The sequence below is a fragment of the Streptococcus sp. 79 genome (genome assembly GCF_013277425.1).
GTDB lineage: Bacteria > Bacillota > Bacilli > Lactobacillales > Streptococcaceae > Streptococcus > Streptococcus pseudopneumoniae.
Genome location: NZ_VMMW01000040.1, coordinates 1 through 15,364 on the forward strand (window position 1 = coordinate 1; position 15,364 = coordinate 15,364).

Consider the following 15,364-nt stretch of genomic DNA (forward strand, 5'->3'; position numbering starts at 1 on the left):
ATAGAACTGACAGAGTCAGTATCATATACCTACGGCAAGGTGAAGCTGACGTAGTTTGAAGAGATTTTCGAAGAGTATAACCATTCAGGAAATTTTGAGAATCCTCTACAATTTCCAGTCAAATAAATTGCATTCGTTTTCTCAAGCAGGTATACTAGTATGGATAAATAAAAAATTTAGAAAATTTAAGAATAGAAAAGAGAACAAATCTTATGGCAAAAGATATTCGTGTCTTACTTTACTACCTTTATACTCCAATTGAAAATGCAGAGCAATTTGCTGCAGACCACTTGGCTTTCTGTAAATCAATCGGCCTTAAAGGCCGTATCCTAGTCGCTGACGAGGGAATTAACGGAACAGTTTCAGGTGACTATGAAACAACTCAAAAATACATGGACTACGTTCACAGTCTCCCAGGCATGGAAGACCTTTGGTTCAAGATTGACGAAGAAAATGAACAAGCCTTCAAGAAGATGTTTGTTCGCTACAAGAAAGAAATTGTCCACCTTGGTTTGGAAGACAACGACTTTGACAATGACATCAACCCACTTGAAACAACAGGTGCTTACTTGTCTCCAAAAGAGTTCAAAGAAGCGCTTCTTGATAAAGATACCGTTGTCCTTGACACACGTAACGATTATGAGTACGACCTAGGACATTTCCGTGGAGCTATTCGCCCAGATATTCGCAACTTCCGTGAGTTACCACAATGGGTCCGTGATAACAAGGAAAAATTCATGGACAAGCGCGTCGTGGTTTACTGTACAGGTGGGGTTCGCTGTGAGAAATTCTCAGGCTGGATGGTCCGTGAAGGCTACAAAGATGTCGGCCAATTGCACGGAGGAATCGCAACTTACGGTAAAGACCCAGAAGTTCAAGGTGAGCTTTGGGATGGGAAAATGTACGTCTTTGACGAGCGTATTGCCGTTGATGTCAACCATGTCAACCCAACTATCGTAGGGAAAGACTGGTTTGATGGAACGCCATGTGAACGTTATGTCAACTGTGGAAATCCCTTCTGTAACCGTCGTATCTTGACATCAGAAGAAAATGAAGACAAGTACCTTCGTGGATGCTCACACGAGTGCCGTGTTCACCCACGTAACCGCTATGTTTCAAAAAATGAATTGACACAAGCTGAAGTAATCGAGCGCCTAGCCGCTATCGGTGAAAGCTTGGATCAAGCAGCTACTGTATAAGATCAAACAGTCCTCAGGGGCTGTTTTTCTATGCTTTGTACTCAAAAATCTAAAGTTTGTTTCTGTATCTTTCAGGAAAATAAGGTATACTGTATGTAAACGATTTCAAAGGAGTCCAGTTATGGAGAAAACAATTTTTATTCCAAATAAACAGAGCATTTTAGGAGAACAGGAAATTTTGACTGCCAAGTCCATCTTGGCATTGGTAGATGGTTTGGAGTCACATAGCTATGATGCTGTCTATCTCCGTCAGCCTCTTAACCGTCTCGAGTATATCGAGTGTGCGATAGTGGGGCAATCACAATTTCTCTTTAAGGTCAGTTATGCTGATGGTCGAAAGGCTTACCGTGTCGATCTTCCTGAGCTACTAACGAAGATAGACTGGGAGATCATCAAGTCATTTTTAGATGCTTTGCTTGCTTACACAGGAACTGAGATTGAAGGACTAGATGGTTTTGATTTTGAAGCTTATTTCCAAGCAAGTATTCAAGCCCATCTTGCAGACACTGCAGCCCGTTTTACGATTTGCCAAGGAATTTTTAATCCTGTTTTCTTTAGTCATGAGGATTTGAAAAGCTTTTTAGGGGAAGATGGTTTGGCACAGTTTGAAGCGCGTGTGCGTGCGGTTCAAGAGACAGATGCCTACTTTGCAAGAGTTTCCTTCTATCAGGATGGAGAGGGACAAGTGCATGGCGTTTACCATCTAGCTCAAGGAGTCAAGACAGTTTTACCGAGAGAACCATTTGTTCCTGCAGCCTATATGGAGCAATTGGTGGATAAGGAAGTCCAGTGGGAGATTGACTTGGTTCAAATCACAGGAGACGGCTCTAAACCAGAAGACTATGAGGCTATCGCTCGCTTGGACTATGCAAAATTCCTAGAGTCGCTACCATCAGCATTTTACCACCAACTAGACGCCAATCAATTAGAAGTGCAACCCATCTTAGACAAAGATTTTAAAGCATTAGCACAAGAAGAGTAAAGCAGAAGCAGGTCAAGTGACTTGCTTTTTGATATATAAAAAATCCTGCCGTGAAAGACAGGATTGCTACTCAATGAAAATCAAAGAGCAAACTAGGAAGCTAGCCGCAGGCTGCTCAAAACACTGTTTTGAGGTTGTAGATGAAACTGACGAAGTCAGTAACCATACATACGGTAAGGCGAAGCTGACGTGGTTTGAAGAGATTTTCGAAGAGTATGAAGTTTAAAGAAAGGCCAAGATACGAAGATAATCTCCAATCAGTGCCACTTCAGCTACAAAGAAGAGGAGGATAATAACTCCGTTCACAAGGACAGACAAGAATAACTGATAGAAGGAGTCGCTTTCACTTGCTTGACTAGGTCTGGTAATGATATGGAGACTAGCAAGCAGAATGATTCCAATGCTAATCACACATAAAAGGGCTGAAAATCGTAGGCTATCAAAGAAGGCAAAGAAACTAGCAATAGCAGTGAGGAAGATTGGAATTGCCAAGAGTTGACTATATTGTTGGAGAACCTTGTCTAGCGTCCAGTCCTTTTCTTGGTAGATAAATCGTCTCACGACGAAACTACCCAAGAGGAATGAAAAGAAGAAGAGTGTTGTCGCTACTAGGATAGAGATGATAGAAAAGAGAGTTAAAGGTGCTAGTTGCTCAGGGAAGTGGCTGTTTATGGTTGCTATATGTCCATAGTAAGCATGTTTGATGTGGTAGATACTAAAGAAAAAGGAAGATGAAGAAAATAGAATGAGCAAGAGAAAGGCTGTGTAGCTGTGTGTGCTACTTGTTTCAAGCTTGCTTGTAGGAGATTTGATTGCTTCCACTAGCCAAGACCAAAAATCAAGCACTTGCTCTTTCCATTTATCCCTAGATTTTGGAGCTTGGTCGGGGATATAAGGACTTTCTAAAGATTTACTGAGAAGAAGAGGCTCTTTCGTGGTTGCTTTTTGCTGCGGAAGTGCTTCTTGACTCTCTTCAGCTATAGTGACTTTTTCTGTTTCTTTAGAAAGGTCTTGCTCTTCTTCAGTAGAATCTAATACTTTCTTTTCTTCTATTTCTGTTCTCGCTTCACTGTCTTCAGGAGTTTCCATTTTCTCTTCTTGCTGGCTTTCCAGTTCGACCTCAGCTTGAGAGACGTCCTCCTCTACTTGAGTATTTTTTTCAATTGGTGTATCGAGATCGGCTATCCTTTCTTCAGCCTTGTCTGCAACCTCTTGAGCTTGCTCTTCAGGTTTGTTCTTGCTTGTTGTTTTTACAAAATCATTACTTTCAAACCATTCTTGTTTCATGGTAGAACCTCCTTTTTAGTTAGATAAATATGTTTCCATAGTAGCAGATGTAAGCGTTTTTGTCAACGTCTGCTTGGTGTGAATATTAGCTCAATATCATCATCAGATCTCGCAATGAGTTGATCCTTGACATCGGTTTTTTCAGTTTTGTAAGGGTTGCTTAATTCCGTACCTCTTGATTCAGGCTCTTCTCTTGTGAATTGGAAGATAGACCCATAGTTACTTGAGACATCCCAATTAATTCGTTGGCTCTCTTTCTGGTCTAGGATGATTCGGAGATAATCTTTGGCAGTCAGTTCAACCTTACCATGGACTTGGATATTTTCAGCGTGGAAGTGATGTTCTGTTGACTCTAGCTGACTATCTGTAAGATCTGTATCAAAGATATTAACGATATTGGGCGTTGTGAGTTTACTGTTTTTGATACGACTTCCTTCAATTCGGAGGATATAGCCGTTTGTATTGAGGGTCGCATTTTCAAGGCTAGCATTTATGATGGTGGTTTGTCCGCGATTGGCTGAGATGTTGATCCCTTTTAGAGTTCTCCCTTTCGGTAGTCCGATGATGACATCATTAAAACGATTAGATGAACTACTTACAATATGGAGAATCCCATCAATTCCAGAAGAGATAAATGGACTTTCAGACAGTTTCTTATCAGTGAGACTCAGCGTTTTATCGTTCTGATTGGTGATAAGATCATGGTGAGCAGAAAGAGATGGATGGTAAGAAATGTGGATTTGATCATCGAAAGAGTCTGTGATGGTCAGCGCGTGTTGGTGGAGAGTAATTTCTAGGTTTTCGACTTCCTTGCCAAAGGTTAGTTCTTCCGTACGGCTATCATAGACAGGTTCTTTGGACATGGAAAGTAGGCTCTTAATCCCGTCAGATTGGATGCCTACAAAGAGCAGGATAAATCCGATAACGGTAGTCACCACACCAAAAATGAGAAATCCTTTTGTCAATTTACGCATGCTGGTCACCTCTCTTTCCTTTTTTAAGAACAAACTGCACCAGGCGAACAATGAGTAGACCGAAGAAGCGGGCTACATAGGAAATACCTAGTAAGACTAGTGAAGAAGCACCGATAGCCAGTAAACCAGAACCGAAAATCAAGATAAAGGCTGATTTGGCTTGGGCTAAGACAGTGAAACTTTCAACTAAAAATAGGAATCCGCCGATGATACCCAGTATGGAAACTGCAAAGAAAGCCAGAATAACAGTCAAAGCGGCTACAAGGATTGCGAACAGGGTCACGAGGATGGCGATTCCCAGAGGAATACCGATGGGTGCTGCAAGGAGGGCTAACAAGGCGATATGCAAAATTTGTCGGTTATTTTTTTGAGCGGGTGCCTCATTGATTTTTTTATCGAGAAGATTGGAGAGGACTTCGTGAGCTGCTTCCTTAGGAGTTCCTAAGCTAGCGATGAGTTCTTCCTCTCCTTCGACTCCAGCATCGTCAAAGAGCTCTCTGAAATAGTCCATGGCTTCAATTTGGTCAGCTTCAGGTAGTTTCTTGAGATAGAGTTCTAGCTGAGTCAGGTATTCAGTTCTTGTCATGGCGGATACTCCCTTCTATGATGCCATTGATGGTGTCTGTATAGAGTGCCCATTCATCTTTTAGGGTCAAGAGCTGTTCTATACCACCATTTGTCAAGGAGTAGTATTTGCGCATGCGACCTTGGAACTCTCTAGAATAGGTTGTCAGAAAGCTATTGCCTTCCAATTTTTTGAGAATGGGATAGAGTGTGGATTCTTTGATATTAGCGATCAGCTTAATGGTTTGGCTAATCTCATAACCATAAGAATCACCCTGCTCCAGTACAGCCAAGATGAGAAATTCAATCAAGGCAGAGGATGTTGGAAAGTACATGGGAAACCTCCTTTTCTAATGTGTAAGATTTTTATATATAATTTTTCTACACATACATTGTACATCTAAAAGAAAGCCCTGTCAAGAGAAATGTGTAAAATTTTTATATATAAAAAACTTCTAGCTAAAACTAGAAGTTTAAAGGATCTTATCCGCTCTGTCCACTGTAAAGAGGGCCACAGTCATCAGGATATCGATGAGCAAGAGGGCAGCTACAGATGGTACCCAAGAGTGGAACAGGTCAAAACTGTAACCAAAGAGGGTTGGCCCAAAGGCTGCTAGGATATAGCCTCCTGTTTGAGATAGGCCGGACAATTGGGCTGTCTTTTCAGGGGCGCTTGTCTTGAGTGAAAAGTTGACCATGAGATAAGGGAAGAGGGCACTGGTTGCGGTTCCGATGAGGAGATGGATGGCAAGCCAGTAAATGAAATTATTGATTGGGAAAAAGAGCATGGAAATGCCGACCACACCAGCTAGTGAAACCAGAGTGAGCATGAGCTGACGGTTGCGAGTAGATAAACTAGTTGTCAAGCTTGGGATGGTCATTGAAAAAGGAATGCTAATCAGAGAGAAGATAGAAGTCAGCAAGCCAGCTTGGTGACTGGATAGGCCTGCATGGATAGCCATGGTAGGTAACCAAGTCATAGCAGTGTAAAAAATCAAGGATTGAAAACCTGCAAAGATAATAATTGCCCAGACCTGTTTATTACGCATAACCTTTATTTGACTTTTTTGTTTGGTTTGTGGAGCTAGTCTATGATTATAGCGGTGATTTGGGAGCCAGACCAAAAAAGTTGCTAGGCAGAGCAGGGTGAGGAGGATGATAAGTCCTTTCCAAGAACTGGCTTGTGTAATAGGCACGGCTAGATAGGAAGCAAGAGCCGTCGCAACCCCCATAGAGGTTACATATAAGGTGGTCAGAAAACCAATTTTCTTTGGTTGATTGGCTTGGATAAGACTAGGAAGCAGCACATTGATGACTGCGATACTTGCCCCAACCATCAAGGTTCCTAGATAGAGCAGGGGCAGATTGATTAGTCGAATAAGTGAGCCGATGGTCAAGAAGAAGAGGCTGTAGGTGAAGAGATGCTCCAAGCCGATTTTCTGAGCCAGTCGGGTAGAAAATGGTGAAAAGAGGGTAAACATAAGGAGAGGCAGGCTGGTCAAGACACCAAGCGAACTAACTTCTACCCCCAGCCCTTGCGAAATATCTCCCAAAATAATGGGTAAAACAGTAAAAGGAGCCCGCAAAGAAACACCAATCAGGATAATACCTGGAACAAAAAAGAGTGATTGCTTTTTCATAAAATACCTCTTCTAGCTGATTTTAATAACAGCTTATTTTAAGGCTTTTTCACTATAATGTCAAGTAAGGTTTCTGGCTTTCAAGATAAAAATGGGAAAGTCTTGAAAATTATGATAGAATGGTGGAAGGAAAAATTCAGGAGAGTAGTAGTGACTCAAAATGTTGAAAGTCTTCTCGTATCCATTGTAATCAGTGCATACAATGAAGAAAAATATCTGTCTGGTCTAATTGAAGACTTAAAAAATCAAACCTATCCTAAAGAGAATATTGAAATTCTATTTATAAATGCTATGTCCACAGATGGGACCACAGCTATCATTCAGCAATTGATAAAGGAAGATACAGAGTTTAACTCAATTAGATTGTATAACAATCCTAAGAAAAATCAAGCTAGTGGTTTTAACCTGGGAGTTAAACATTCTGTAGGGGACCTTATTTTAAAAATTGATGCTCATTCAAAAGTTACTGAGAGTTTTGTAATGAACAATGTGGCTGTTATTCAACAAGGTGAATTTGTCTGTGGGGGGCCTAGACCGACGATTGTCGAAGGAAAAGGAAAATGGGCAGAGACCTTGCATCTTGTTGAGGAAAATATGTTTGGCAGTAGCATTGCCAATTATCGAAATAGTGCCGAGGATAGATATGTTTCTTCTATTTTTCATGGGATGTATAAACGAGAGGTTTTCCAGAAGGTTGGTTTAGTAAATGAGCAACTTGGCCGAACTGAAGATAATGATATTCATTATAGAATTCGAGAACATGGTTATAAAATCCGCTATAGCCCAAGTATTCTATCTTATCAGTATATTCGACCAACATTCAAGAAAATGCTGCATCAAAAGTATTCAAATGGTTTGTGGATTGGCTTGACAAGTCATGTTCAGTTTAAGTGTTTATCATTATTTCACTATGTTCCTTGTTTATTTGTTTTGAGTCTTGTGTTTAGTCTAGCATTGTTACCGATCACATTCGTATTCATAACTTTACTATTAGGCGCCTATTTTTTACTTTTATCACTACTCACTTTGCTGACTTTATTAAAACATAAAAATGGATTTCTAATTGTGATGCCCTTTCTTTTATTTTCCATTCACTTTGCTTATGGCCTTGGAACGATTGTAGGTTTAATTAGAGGATTTAAATGGAAGAAAGAGTACAAGGGAACAGTAATTTATTTGGAAAAATAAGCCAAATAAATTAAAATGTGCTACAATAACAATATAGTAAAACTCTTTTAAGGAGGAGTAGATTGACATGAATAAAAAACTAACAGATTATGTGATTGATCTGGTGGAAATTTTAAATAAACAACAAAAGCAGGTTTTCTGGGGAATATTTGATATTTTCAGTATGGTGGTTTCGATCATTGTATCTTATATTTTATTTTATGGGCTGATTAATCCAGCACCTGTTGACTACATTATCTATACGAGTTTGGCCTTCTTGTTCTATCAATTGATGATTGGTTTTTGGGGGTTGAATGCTAGTATTAGTCGTTACAGCAAGATTACGGATTTCATGAAAATCTTTTTTGGTGTGACTGCCAGCAGTGTTTTGTCTTATGGAATCTGCTATGCCTTCTTGCCACTCTTCTCCATCCGTTTCATCATTCTCTTTATCTTGTTGAGTACCTTCTTGATTTTATTGCCACGGATTACTTGGCAGTTAATCTACTCTAGACGCAAAAAAGGAAGTGGCGATGGAGAACACCGTCGAACCTTCTTGATTGGTGCTGGTGATGGCGGAGCCCTCTTTATGAACAGTTACCAACACCCAACCAGTGATTTGGAACTTGTTGGTATTTTGGATAAGGATGCTAAGAAAAAGGGTCAAAAACTTGGTGGTATCCCTGTTTTAGGCTCTTATGACAATCTGCCTGAATTAGCCAAACGCCATCAAATCGAGCGAGTTATCGTTGCAATTCCGTCGCTTGACCCGTCAGAATATGAGTGTATCTTGCAGATGTGTAATAAGCTGGATGTCAAATGTTACAAGATGCCTAATGTTGAAACTGTTGTTCAAGGACTTCACCCAGCAGGTACTGGATTCCAAAAAATTGATATCATAGACCTTTTGGGCCGTCAGGAAATTCGTCTTGACGAATCGCGTCTGGGTGCAGAACTGACAGGTAAGACCATCTTAGTCACAGGAGCTGGAGGTTCAATCGGTTCTGAAATCTGTCGTCAAGTTAGTCGCTTCAATCCTGAACGCATTGTCTTGCTCGGTCATGGGGAAAACTCAATCTACCTTGTTTATCATGAATTGATTCGTAAGTTCCAAGGGATTGATTATGTACCTGTGATTGCGGACATTCAAGACTACGACCGTCTCTTGCAAGTCTTTGAGCAGTACAAACCTGCTATTGTTTATCATGCGGCAGCCCACAAGCATGTTCCTATGATGGAGCGCAATCCAAAAGAAGCCTTCAAAAACAATATCCGCGGAACTTACAATGTTGCTAAGGCTGTTGATGAAGCCAAAGTACCTAAGATGGTTATGATTTCGACAGATAAGGCGGTCAATCCACCCAATGTTATGGGAGCAACTAAGCGCGTGGCGGAGTTGATTGTCACTGGCTTTAACCAACGTAGCCAATCGACTTACTGTGCGGTTCGTTTTGGGAATGTTCTTGGTAGCCGAGGTAGTGTCATTCCAGTCTTTGAACGTCAGATTGCTGAAGGTGGGCCTGTAACGGTGACAGACTTCCGTATGACCCGTTACTTTATGACTATTCCAGAAGCTAGCCGTCTGGTTATCCATGCTGGTGCTTATGCCAAGGATGGGGAAGTCTTTATCCTTGATATGGGCAAACCAGTCAAAATCTATGACTTGGCCAAGAAAATGGTCCTTCTAAGTGGACACACCGAAAGCGAAATTCCAATCGTTGAAGTTGGAATCCGTCCAGGTGAAAAACTCTACGAAGAACTCTTGGTATCAACAGAACTTGTTGATAACCAAGTTATGGATAAGATTTTCGTTGGTAAGGTTAATGTCATGCCTCTAGAAGCCATCGATCAAAAGATTGAAGAGTTCCGCACTCTTAGTGGAGATGAGTTGAAGCAGGCTACTATCGCCTTTGCCAATCAAACAACCCACGTTGAATAAAAAAGAAAAACGCATATTATCAGGTCTTGAGCCTTGGTAATATGCGTTTTGTTATGTAGAGGCTTATACTCTTCGAAAATCTCTTCAAACCACGTCAACGTCGCCTTGCCGTAGATATATGTTACTGACTTCGTCAGTTCCATCTACAACCTTAAAACAGTGTTTTGAGCAGCCTGCGGTTACTTTCCTGGTTTGCTCTTTGATTTTCATTGAGTATTACCTCATTTTCTTCTGAAATGGGGTTGTAGCCCAGTCTATGTTATTGAAAATACGCCAAAACTTCTAAGGGTTTGTGAGCGATATAATTAGGCTGATAGTTGAGCAAATCTGCTTGCTCCCCAAATCCCCAAGTGACGGCCAATTTCTGAATGCCTGTTTCTTGAGCTCCAAGCATATCAAACTTGGTATCTCCGATGATGATGGCTTGTTGAGGGACTAGTTGATGTGTCTGCAAGGCCTGGCGAATGACATCTGCCTTATGAGGTGCTTCAGGGCTGGAACCATAAATGCCATCAAAGAAATGATGGATTCCCAAGTTTTTAGTCATGTCTTGAGCGATTGGAGTATTTTTTGTCGTGGTGATGTAGAGTGGATAACTGCTTGATAACTCCTCAAGCAAGTCTACAATCTGAGGAAATAGTTGAGCTTCATAGATGCCTTTTGCCTTGTAGTAAGAACGATATATCTGCACAGCCTCAGCGATTTGTTCTTTGGGCAGGCAGGTCGCAAAACTACTTTCGAGGGGCGGTCCCATAAAACCACGAATAGTTTTGGCATCAGGGCTAGGCACTCCCAGCTCCTTAAAGGTATGGGTAAAGGCATTGTGAATCCCGATAGAACTGTCAACGAGGGTTCCATCCAGATCGAAAAAAATCGCTGTGATAGAGGTCATGGTTTCTCCTATTTGATAAACTTATTCTCCGAAAATTTCTTTTTGGAGGCGACGACCAGTAGGGGTGGTAGCGAGTCCACCTTCAGCTGTTTCACGAAAGGCAGTTGGCATGCTTGAACCCACTTGGTACATGGCATCGATCACCTCATCCACAGGGATTTTAGATTCGATACCTGCCAAGGCCATGTCTGCTGCGATAAAGGCAAAGCTAGCTCCCATGGCATTACGTTTGACACAGGGAACTTCGACCAAACCTGCAACAGGGTCACAGATGAGGCCTAGCATATTTTTAATGACAAAGGCAATAGCTTGACTGGCCTGATAAGGTGTTCCACCTGCAGCCAGAGTCAAGGCGGCAGCACTCATAGCAGAGGCTGAACCAACTTCAGCTTGACACCCACCCTCAGCACCTGAGATGGAGGCATTGTTTGCGATGACTAGTCCAAAGGCACCAGCAGCAAAGAGGAAATCCAATTGTTGCTCGTGGCTGAGGTCTAATTTTTCAATAGCAGCAGTGAGAACGGAAGGGAGACAACCGGCACTTCCTGCGGTAGGAGTAGCGCAGACCAAGCCCATTTTAGCATTGTGTTCATTGACTGCGATAGCATTTCGGGCAGCAGAGAGAATCGTGTAATCTGATAAAGTTTTTTCGTTTTTGATGTAGTGATCCAATTTGGCAGCATCTCCACCTGTCAGACCACTACGAGATTTATTTTCATTGAGGCCAAGTTGGACAGAGGCTTTCATGACTTCCAGATTGCGTTCCATGAGAAGGAAGACTTCTTCACGTTCGCGACCGGTCAATTCAAACTCTGTTGTAATCATGAGTTCTGCGACATTTCCTTGAAAGTCCAGATCTGCTTGCTCGACCAATTCTTTGATAGAATAAAACATGCTTCCTCCTATTTAAAGAAATTGACATTGTGGAGATGAGGGATTTTTCGAATTTCTTCGATAGCCTCATCACAGTTGCGACTGTCAACTTCGATAATCATAATGGCTTTTTCACCAGCTTTTTCACGAGTGACATTCATCTGGGCGATATTGATACCATAGCGGGAAAGCGCCTCTGTTACAAGAGCAATCATGCCTGGAATATCTTGATGAACGATGATGATAGTCGGTGTATTCATATTGAGAGAGACGGCAAAACCATTGAGTTCGGTTACCTGAATATTTCCTCCACCGATAGAAATACCAGTCACGCTGATGGTCTTGTGGACATTTTTGACGGTAATTTTAGTGGTGTTGGGGTGAGGGGCATTGCTGTCTTTCTGAATGGTCCAGACAATCTTGATACCACGCTTGTGGGCAATCTCCAGACTGTTTGGAATTTCAGGATCATCTGTATCCATGCCTAAAATACCTGCAACAAGGGCTAGGTCTGTTCCGTGACCACGATAGGTCTTGGCAAATGAGTTAAATAGTTGGAATTCGACTTCTGTCGGAGTATCATCAAAAATGGAAGAGACAATCTTCCCAATACGAACAGCACCAGCGGTATGACTACTAGATGGGCCAATCATAACTGGTCCGATGATATCAAAGACAGATTGAAAACGAAGTGATTTCATCAGTTTCCCCTTATAAAAATTCTTATCTCTATTATATCAAAGAATGAAGGTCTTGGCTTTAATTGTGGATGAAAACCTTTCTAATACCTCAAATAGCATAAAAATAGTATCTTTTATGACAAAAAACACCTTATCTAGGGAAATAAAAAATAATTTTGTAATATTTCTACATAAAAGTGTCAAGAAACGGTAATATTTAAAGGGTATGATAGAACTATAGAAAGAAGGAGAATTTTCAAATATGAAATCAACAACTAAAAAGATTAAGACAACTCTTGCAGGAGTAGCTGCCTTGTTTGCAGTATTTGCTCCATCATTTGTATCTGCTCAAGAATCATCAACTTACACTGTTAAAGAAGGTGATACACTTTCAGAAATCGCTGAAACTCACAACACAACAGTTGAAAAATTGGCAGAAAACAACCACATCGACAACATTCATTTGATTTATGTTGGTCAAGAGTTGGTTATCGATGGTCCTGTAGCGCCAGCAGTACCAGCTTCAACGACCTATGAAGCTCCAGCAGCCCAAGATGAGGCTGTTTCAGCTCCAGTGGCAGAAACTACAGAGGTAGAGGAAGAAACTCCAGTAGTAAGTGAAACAGTAGCAGAAGAAACAGTTGCTTCAACTGTAAGCGGATCTGAAGCAGAAGCCAAAGAATGGATTGCTCAAAAAGAATCAGGTGGTAGCTACACAGCTACAAACGGACGTTATATCGGACGTTACCAATTGACCGATTCATACTTGAACGGTGACTACTCAGCTGAAAACCAAGAACGTGTAGCAGATGCCTATGTAGCAGGACGTTACGGTTCATGGACTGCTGCTAAAAACTTCTGGCTTAACAACGGCTGGTATTAAGAAATAACGAACAGAATAATATGAAAAGGTCGAGGAAATCCCTCGACTTTTTATATTTCCTTCGGTTGAGAATAGATCTCTACTTCTTTTTTGAGATGAGACAGCATAGAAGTTTCCTCGGTCAGCTCTAGAAGTGAGAAACCTTTTTGGATAAGTCTAGCGTCATCCCTACAAATCCCGATACGGACATAGCAGATAGCAAGTCTATCGTAGTGCTTCTTTTTCTTGGCATCCTCTAGTAAAGTATAGCAGATTTGTTGACACATGTTTTTGTCTTGATGGTATAAGTAAATGGTGGACAGATTGAGTAGGATTGCCATTCGTAAGTCATATAAATGTTGGTAGTTTTTATAGACTTCCAAGCGTTGCAAGATTTTTCCAGTGATGAGATGGAGGTGTTCAATGGGAAAGCTGAAAAGAATGGTATTGAGGATTTTTAGGTCATTTTCATACCATGTATCTTGTTTTTCAATTTTTTCCCAAAGCTTTTTGATAGTCTGTTTTACTTGGTCTGACAGTTGCTCTGTACCATGTTGACGGATATGAATGACAACTTCCAGCATATCCCTGATCTCTTCTATAGAGAGGTCATGATGGGTCTTGAGATAGTTTTGGCATTTTTGAAATAGTTTTTCGAGTTCACTAGTCCCTAGGATTGAGCTCATATTGAGATAGGTTTGCATGATTTCTGTTCGTTGGCTTGGTTGATAGAGATGGCAGATATAGTCAAACTCTTCAAAACTCATATTGATTTGCTGGAGAAGAAACTCCATATTTTCATATTTGGGAGTTGCTTTACCGCCTTCAATCTTTGATAGGCTGGTTCTTGAGAGGACATTTCCACAGACCTCTTCTTGGGTCAAGCCTTTTGACTCGCGTATTTCTTTATAGACCTTTCCGAAATCATAACGCATAATTTTCTCCTTTTCGTGAAAAAAGTTAACAAATAATAAAATCTAGTTAAAAATATTGTATCATAGTAACAGGAATAGTAAAAAAGAAAACTAAAATAATGTGTGAAAAAAGTTAACTAATTTTAAAATAGAATAAAGAAGAGGTATACTATAGATACAAAATATGGATAGGAGGGAAAAAGTATGAATAAAAAAGTTTTTCGCTTTTTAGTTGTTCTTGCTTTCTTATTTAGCATTGCTACGGTTTTCCCATGGAAATGGCCGATATAATGCGCTAGTTGCAAAAATGAAAGGAAGATGAGTCCAATGGATTATTTAGTAATTACATAAGATTTTCTGTGAATGTTAATTTCGTTTTAAGGTAGTTATTCTATAAATTTGAATTCATTATAATTTTGATTTTTAGTTTATCATATTTGGTTTCACAGGAAGTATATCATATCCCAAATTAAAGAAAACAACACAATACAACATGTTTTTCATTTTGTATTGTGTCGTAAGTGGAGCGAAAGGATTGGATTGTAATAATGAAAAAACTAGATACTAAAACAAAGTTATTTGCAAGTATATGTGCTACGTTAATGATTGGTGCAATGGCTGTCTCTGCTAGAGAAATTTCGGACTACGATATGATTATGCCGAGATTCGGAGGTCGTACAGTGACTGACTCATTATATAAAACAAATCAATCAAGAGGAGTAAATAATAATACATCAATCGGTGGTGGTTATACAATGCACTGTGCTATTTTTAGAGGTGACGCTCAAATGACACGTACATATTCTTCAGGCAGTGGAGATAGGATTTATTTGAATTATAATAGTCCATCAGATGCAGAAGGATCTAATCTTAGATTGGGTGGATGGACAGGGTTCGCAACATATGTTAAAGTTCAAACCAGCGGTTCGTGGAGTCCTGATGAGTATTAAGAGCTAGAATATAGGTTTGTATATTTGGGGGTGAGCATGTTCGCTCATCCCATTTGTTTTATAGGAGAGAAGTATGGATTACAAGGTCAGTATATTTTTAAAAGGGATGAAAAATAAGCAATTCTTTTTAGCAATATTAATTATTTTAACTTCTATGATATTTTCTGTAAGTGCATTTATTGAAGAGGGGATGGAGTATTTTTTTAATCATGATTATATTGTGGTATTTTTACAAGGTTATAATGGTGATAGGTCGTTGTTAATAGTTTTGGCACCTCTTATTGCAACAATTCCTTTTGCGTCACAGCATATCGAAAATAGAAAAAGTGGAATAATGAAATATATTATATCAAGGATGGGATATAAACAGTATTTTAATTCTATTTTTATAATCAATGGATTCATATCATTTACAACATTTATTCCCGACTTTATCACTTA

At 40.1% G+C, this 15,364-nt stretch carries 16 protein-coding genes and 2 pseudogenes; 8 read left to right on the forward strand and 10 right to left on the reverse strand.

The window, feature by feature from the left end; translation table 11 throughout:
- Positions 1-212 precede the first annotated feature (212 nt).
- The 3 genes from HT729_RS06905 to HT729_RS12050 all read left to right on the forward strand — a co-directional run bounded on the left by HT729_RS06905 (position 213) and on the right by HT729_RS12050 (position 2,407).
- Positions 213-1,199, forward strand: a complete 987-nt coding sequence (locus HT729_RS06905; RefSeq protein ID WP_001030014.1) for a rhodanese-related sulfurtransferase — start codon at positions 213-215, stop codon at positions 1,197-1,199.
- A gap of 121 nt (positions 1,200-1,320) precedes the next feature.
- Positions 1,321-2,181 carry a DUF4299 family protein gene (locus tag HT729_RS06910; protein ID WP_050281783.1) on the forward strand — a complete coding sequence of 287 codons (861 nt, stop codon included), beginning with the start codon at positions 1,321-1,323 and terminating at the stop codon, positions 2,179-2,181.
- Positions 2,182-2,254: 73 nt separating this feature from the next.
- Positions 2,255-2,407 carry a hypothetical protein gene (locus HT729_RS12050; RefSeq protein WP_000692984.1) on the forward strand — a complete coding sequence of 51 codons (153 nt, stop codon included), beginning with the start codon at positions 2,255-2,257 and terminating at the stop codon, positions 2,405-2,407.
- On the opposite strand, the gene HT729_RS06920 is transcribed toward HT729_RS12050, so the two are convergent.
- From HT729_RS06920 to HT729_RS06940, 5 genes are all read right to left on the reverse strand, one after another.
- Entirely contained in the window at positions 2,404-3,468 is a 1,065-nt protein-coding gene (locus HT729_RS06920) for a DUF6574 domain-containing protein (RefSeq protein ID WP_050281784.1), read from the reverse strand. The genes HT729_RS12050 and HT729_RS06920 overlap by 4 nt on opposite strands.
- A 62-nt stretch (positions 3,469-3,530) precedes the next feature.
- On the reverse strand, positions 3,531-4,442 hold the full coding sequence (locus HT729_RS06925) for a DUF4097 domain-containing protein (RefSeq protein ID WP_050281785.1): 912 nt from the start codon (positions 4,440-4,442) through the stop codon (positions 3,531-3,533).
- Positions 4,435-5,028, reverse strand: coding sequence for a DUF1700 domain-containing protein (locus HT729_RS06930; RefSeq protein WP_050281786.1), 594 nt, complete (start codon positions 5,026-5,028; stop codon positions 4,435-4,437). The genes HT729_RS06925 and HT729_RS06930 overlap by 8 nt, the downstream gene beginning before the upstream one ends.
- The gene (locus HT729_RS06935) at positions 5,015-5,341 is read right to left on the reverse strand and encodes a PadR family transcriptional regulator (protein WP_000273863.1); all 327 of its coding nucleotides are present in this window, start codon (positions 5,339-5,341) and stop codon (positions 5,015-5,017) included. Before HT729_RS06935 ends, HT729_RS06930 begins: the two co-directional genes overlap by 14 nt.
- 138 nt (positions 5,342-5,479) lie before the next feature.
- Positions 5,480-6,646: an MFS transporter gene (locus HT729_RS06940; protein ID WP_172931836.1), complete on the reverse strand. Its 1,167-nt coding sequence runs from the start codon at positions 6,644-6,646 to the stop codon at positions 5,480-5,482.
- A 57-nt stretch (positions 6,647-6,703) separates the two neighbouring features.
- Between HT729_RS06940 and HT729_RS06945 the strand changes: the two are divergent.
- Both HT729_RS06945 and HT729_RS06950 read left to right on the forward strand, forming a co-directional pair.
- Positions 6,704-7,848 (forward strand): annotated as a pseudogene (locus tag HT729_RS06945) (glycosyltransferase family 2 protein).
- Positions 7,849-7,901: 53 nt separating this feature from the next.
- Positions 7,902-9,752: a nucleoside-diphosphate sugar epimerase/dehydratase gene (locus tag HT729_RS06950; protein WP_172931837.1), complete on the forward strand. Its 1,851-nt coding sequence runs from the start codon at positions 7,902-7,904 to the stop codon at positions 9,750-9,752.
- Positions 9,753-9,836: 84 nt separating this feature from the next.
- Here HT729_RS06950 and HT729_RS12425 read toward each other — a convergent pair whose 3' ends face one another.
- From HT729_RS12425 to sdaAB, 4 genes are read right to left on the reverse strand one after another with little or no spacing between them, the layout of a single operon-like run.
- A complete protein-coding gene (locus tag HT729_RS12425; protein ID WP_264175888.1) occupies positions 9,837-9,962 on the reverse strand; it encodes a hypothetical protein in 126 nt (41 codons plus the stop codon).
- A gap of 49 nt (positions 9,963-10,011) precedes the next feature.
- Positions 10,012-10,644, reverse strand: a complete 633-nt coding sequence (locus HT729_RS06955) for an HAD family hydrolase (RefSeq protein WP_172931838.1) — start codon at positions 10,642-10,644, stop codon at positions 10,012-10,014.
- Positions 10,645-10,665: 21 nt separating this feature from the next.
- Positions 10,666-11,538, reverse strand: coding sequence for an L-serine ammonia-lyase, iron-sulfur-dependent, subunit alpha (sdaAA, locus tag HT729_RS06960; protein ID WP_050973117.1), 873 nt, complete (start codon positions 11,536-11,538; stop codon positions 10,666-10,668).
- Between the two features lie 8 nt (positions 11,539-11,546).
- Complete coding sequence (gene sdaAB / locus HT729_RS06965) at positions 11,547-12,218, reverse strand: L-serine ammonia-lyase, iron-sulfur-dependent subunit beta (protein ID WP_000838914.1); 672 nt, start codon at positions 12,216-12,218, stop codon at positions 11,547-11,549.
- A 241-nt stretch (positions 12,219-12,459) separates the two neighbouring features.
- Here sdaAB and HT729_RS06970 point away from each other — a divergent pair, with 241 nt between their 5' ends.
- On the forward strand, positions 12,460-13,080 hold the full coding sequence (locus HT729_RS06970) for a LysM domain-containing protein (protein WP_023939095.1): 621 nt from the start codon (positions 12,460-12,462) through the stop codon (positions 13,078-13,080).
- 50 nt (positions 13,081-13,130) lie between these two features.
- Here HT729_RS06970 and HT729_RS06975 read toward each other — a convergent pair whose 3' ends face one another.
- Positions 13,131-13,994: a helix-turn-helix transcriptional regulator gene (locus HT729_RS06975; RefSeq protein WP_001268181.1), complete on the reverse strand. Its 864-nt coding sequence runs from the start codon at positions 13,992-13,994 to the stop codon at positions 13,131-13,133.
- A gap of 527 nt (positions 13,995-14,521) precedes the next feature.
- Between HT729_RS06975 and HT729_RS06980 the strand changes: the two genes are divergently transcribed.
- Together HT729_RS06980 and HT729_RS06985 are read left to right on the forward strand one after the other, a co-directional pair.
- Complete coding sequence (locus tag HT729_RS06980; protein WP_000732159.1) at positions 14,522-14,923, forward strand: hypothetical protein; 402 nt, start codon at positions 14,522-14,524, stop codon at positions 14,921-14,923.
- A gap of 73 nt (positions 14,924-14,996) precedes the next feature.
- Positions 14,997-15,364: pseudogene (locus tag HT729_RS06985) on the forward strand (hypothetical protein); the annotation flags it as partial.

Bases quoted from the DNA above. Each gene is read 5' to 3' on its own strand.
- HT729_RS12050 (WP_000692984.1), top strand. From the start codon at position 2,255: ATGAAAATCAAAGAGCAAACTAGGAAGCTAGCCGCAGGCTGCTCAAAA.
- HT729_RS06970 (WP_023939095.1), top strand. From the start codon at position 12,460: ATGAAATCAACAACTAAAAAGATTAAGACAACTCTTGCAGGAGTAGCT.
- HT729_RS06905 (WP_001030014.1), top strand. From the start codon at position 213: ATGGCAAAAGATATTCGTGTCTTACTTTACTACCTTTATACTCCAATT.
- HT729_RS06975 (WP_001268181.1), bottom strand. From the start codon at position 13,994: ATGCGTTATGATTTCGGAAAGGTCTATAAAGAAATACGCGAGTCAAAA.
- sdaAA (WP_050973117.1), bottom strand. From the start codon at position 11,538: ATGTTTTATTCTATCAAAGAATTGGTCGAGCAAGCAGATCTGGACTTT.
- HT729_RS12425 (WP_264175888.1), bottom strand. From the start codon at position 9,962: ATGAAAATCAAAGAGCAAACCAGGAAAGTAACCGCAGGCTGCTCAAAA.
- HT729_RS06925 (WP_050281785.1), bottom strand. From the start codon at position 4,442: ATGCGTAAATTGACAAAAGGATTTCTCATTTTTGGTGTGGTGACTACC.
- HT729_RS06940 (WP_172931836.1), bottom strand. From the start codon at position 6,646: ATGAAAAAGCAATCACTCTTTTTTGTTCCAGGTATTATCCTGATTGGT.
- HT729_RS06930 (WP_050281786.1), bottom strand. From the start codon at position 5,028: ATGACAAGAACTGAATACCTGACTCAGCTAGAACTCTATCTCAAGAAA.
- sdaAB (WP_000838914.1), bottom strand. From the start codon at position 12,218: ATGAAATCACTTCGTTTTCAATCTGTCTTTGATATCATCGGACCAGTT.
- HT729_RS06950 (WP_172931837.1), top strand. From the start codon at position 7,902: ATGAATAAAAAACTAACAGATTATGTGATTGATCTGGTGGAAATTTTA.
- HT729_RS06980 (WP_000732159.1), top strand. From the start codon at position 14,522: ATGAAAAAACTAGATACTAAAACAAAGTTATTTGCAAGTATATGTGCT.
- HT729_RS06910 (WP_050281783.1), top strand. From the start codon at position 1,321: ATGGAGAAAACAATTTTTATTCCAAATAAACAGAGCATTTTAGGAGAA.
- HT729_RS06920 (WP_050281784.1), bottom strand. From the start codon at position 3,468: ATGAAACAAGAATGGTTTGAAAGTAATGATTTTGTAAAAACAACAAGC.
- HT729_RS06935 (WP_000273863.1), bottom strand. From the start codon at position 5,341: ATGTACTTTCCAACATCCTCTGCCTTGATTGAATTTCTCATCTTGGCT.
- HT729_RS06955 (WP_172931838.1), bottom strand. From the start codon at position 10,644: ATGACCTCTATCACAGCGATTTTTTTCGATCTGGATGGAACCCTCGTT.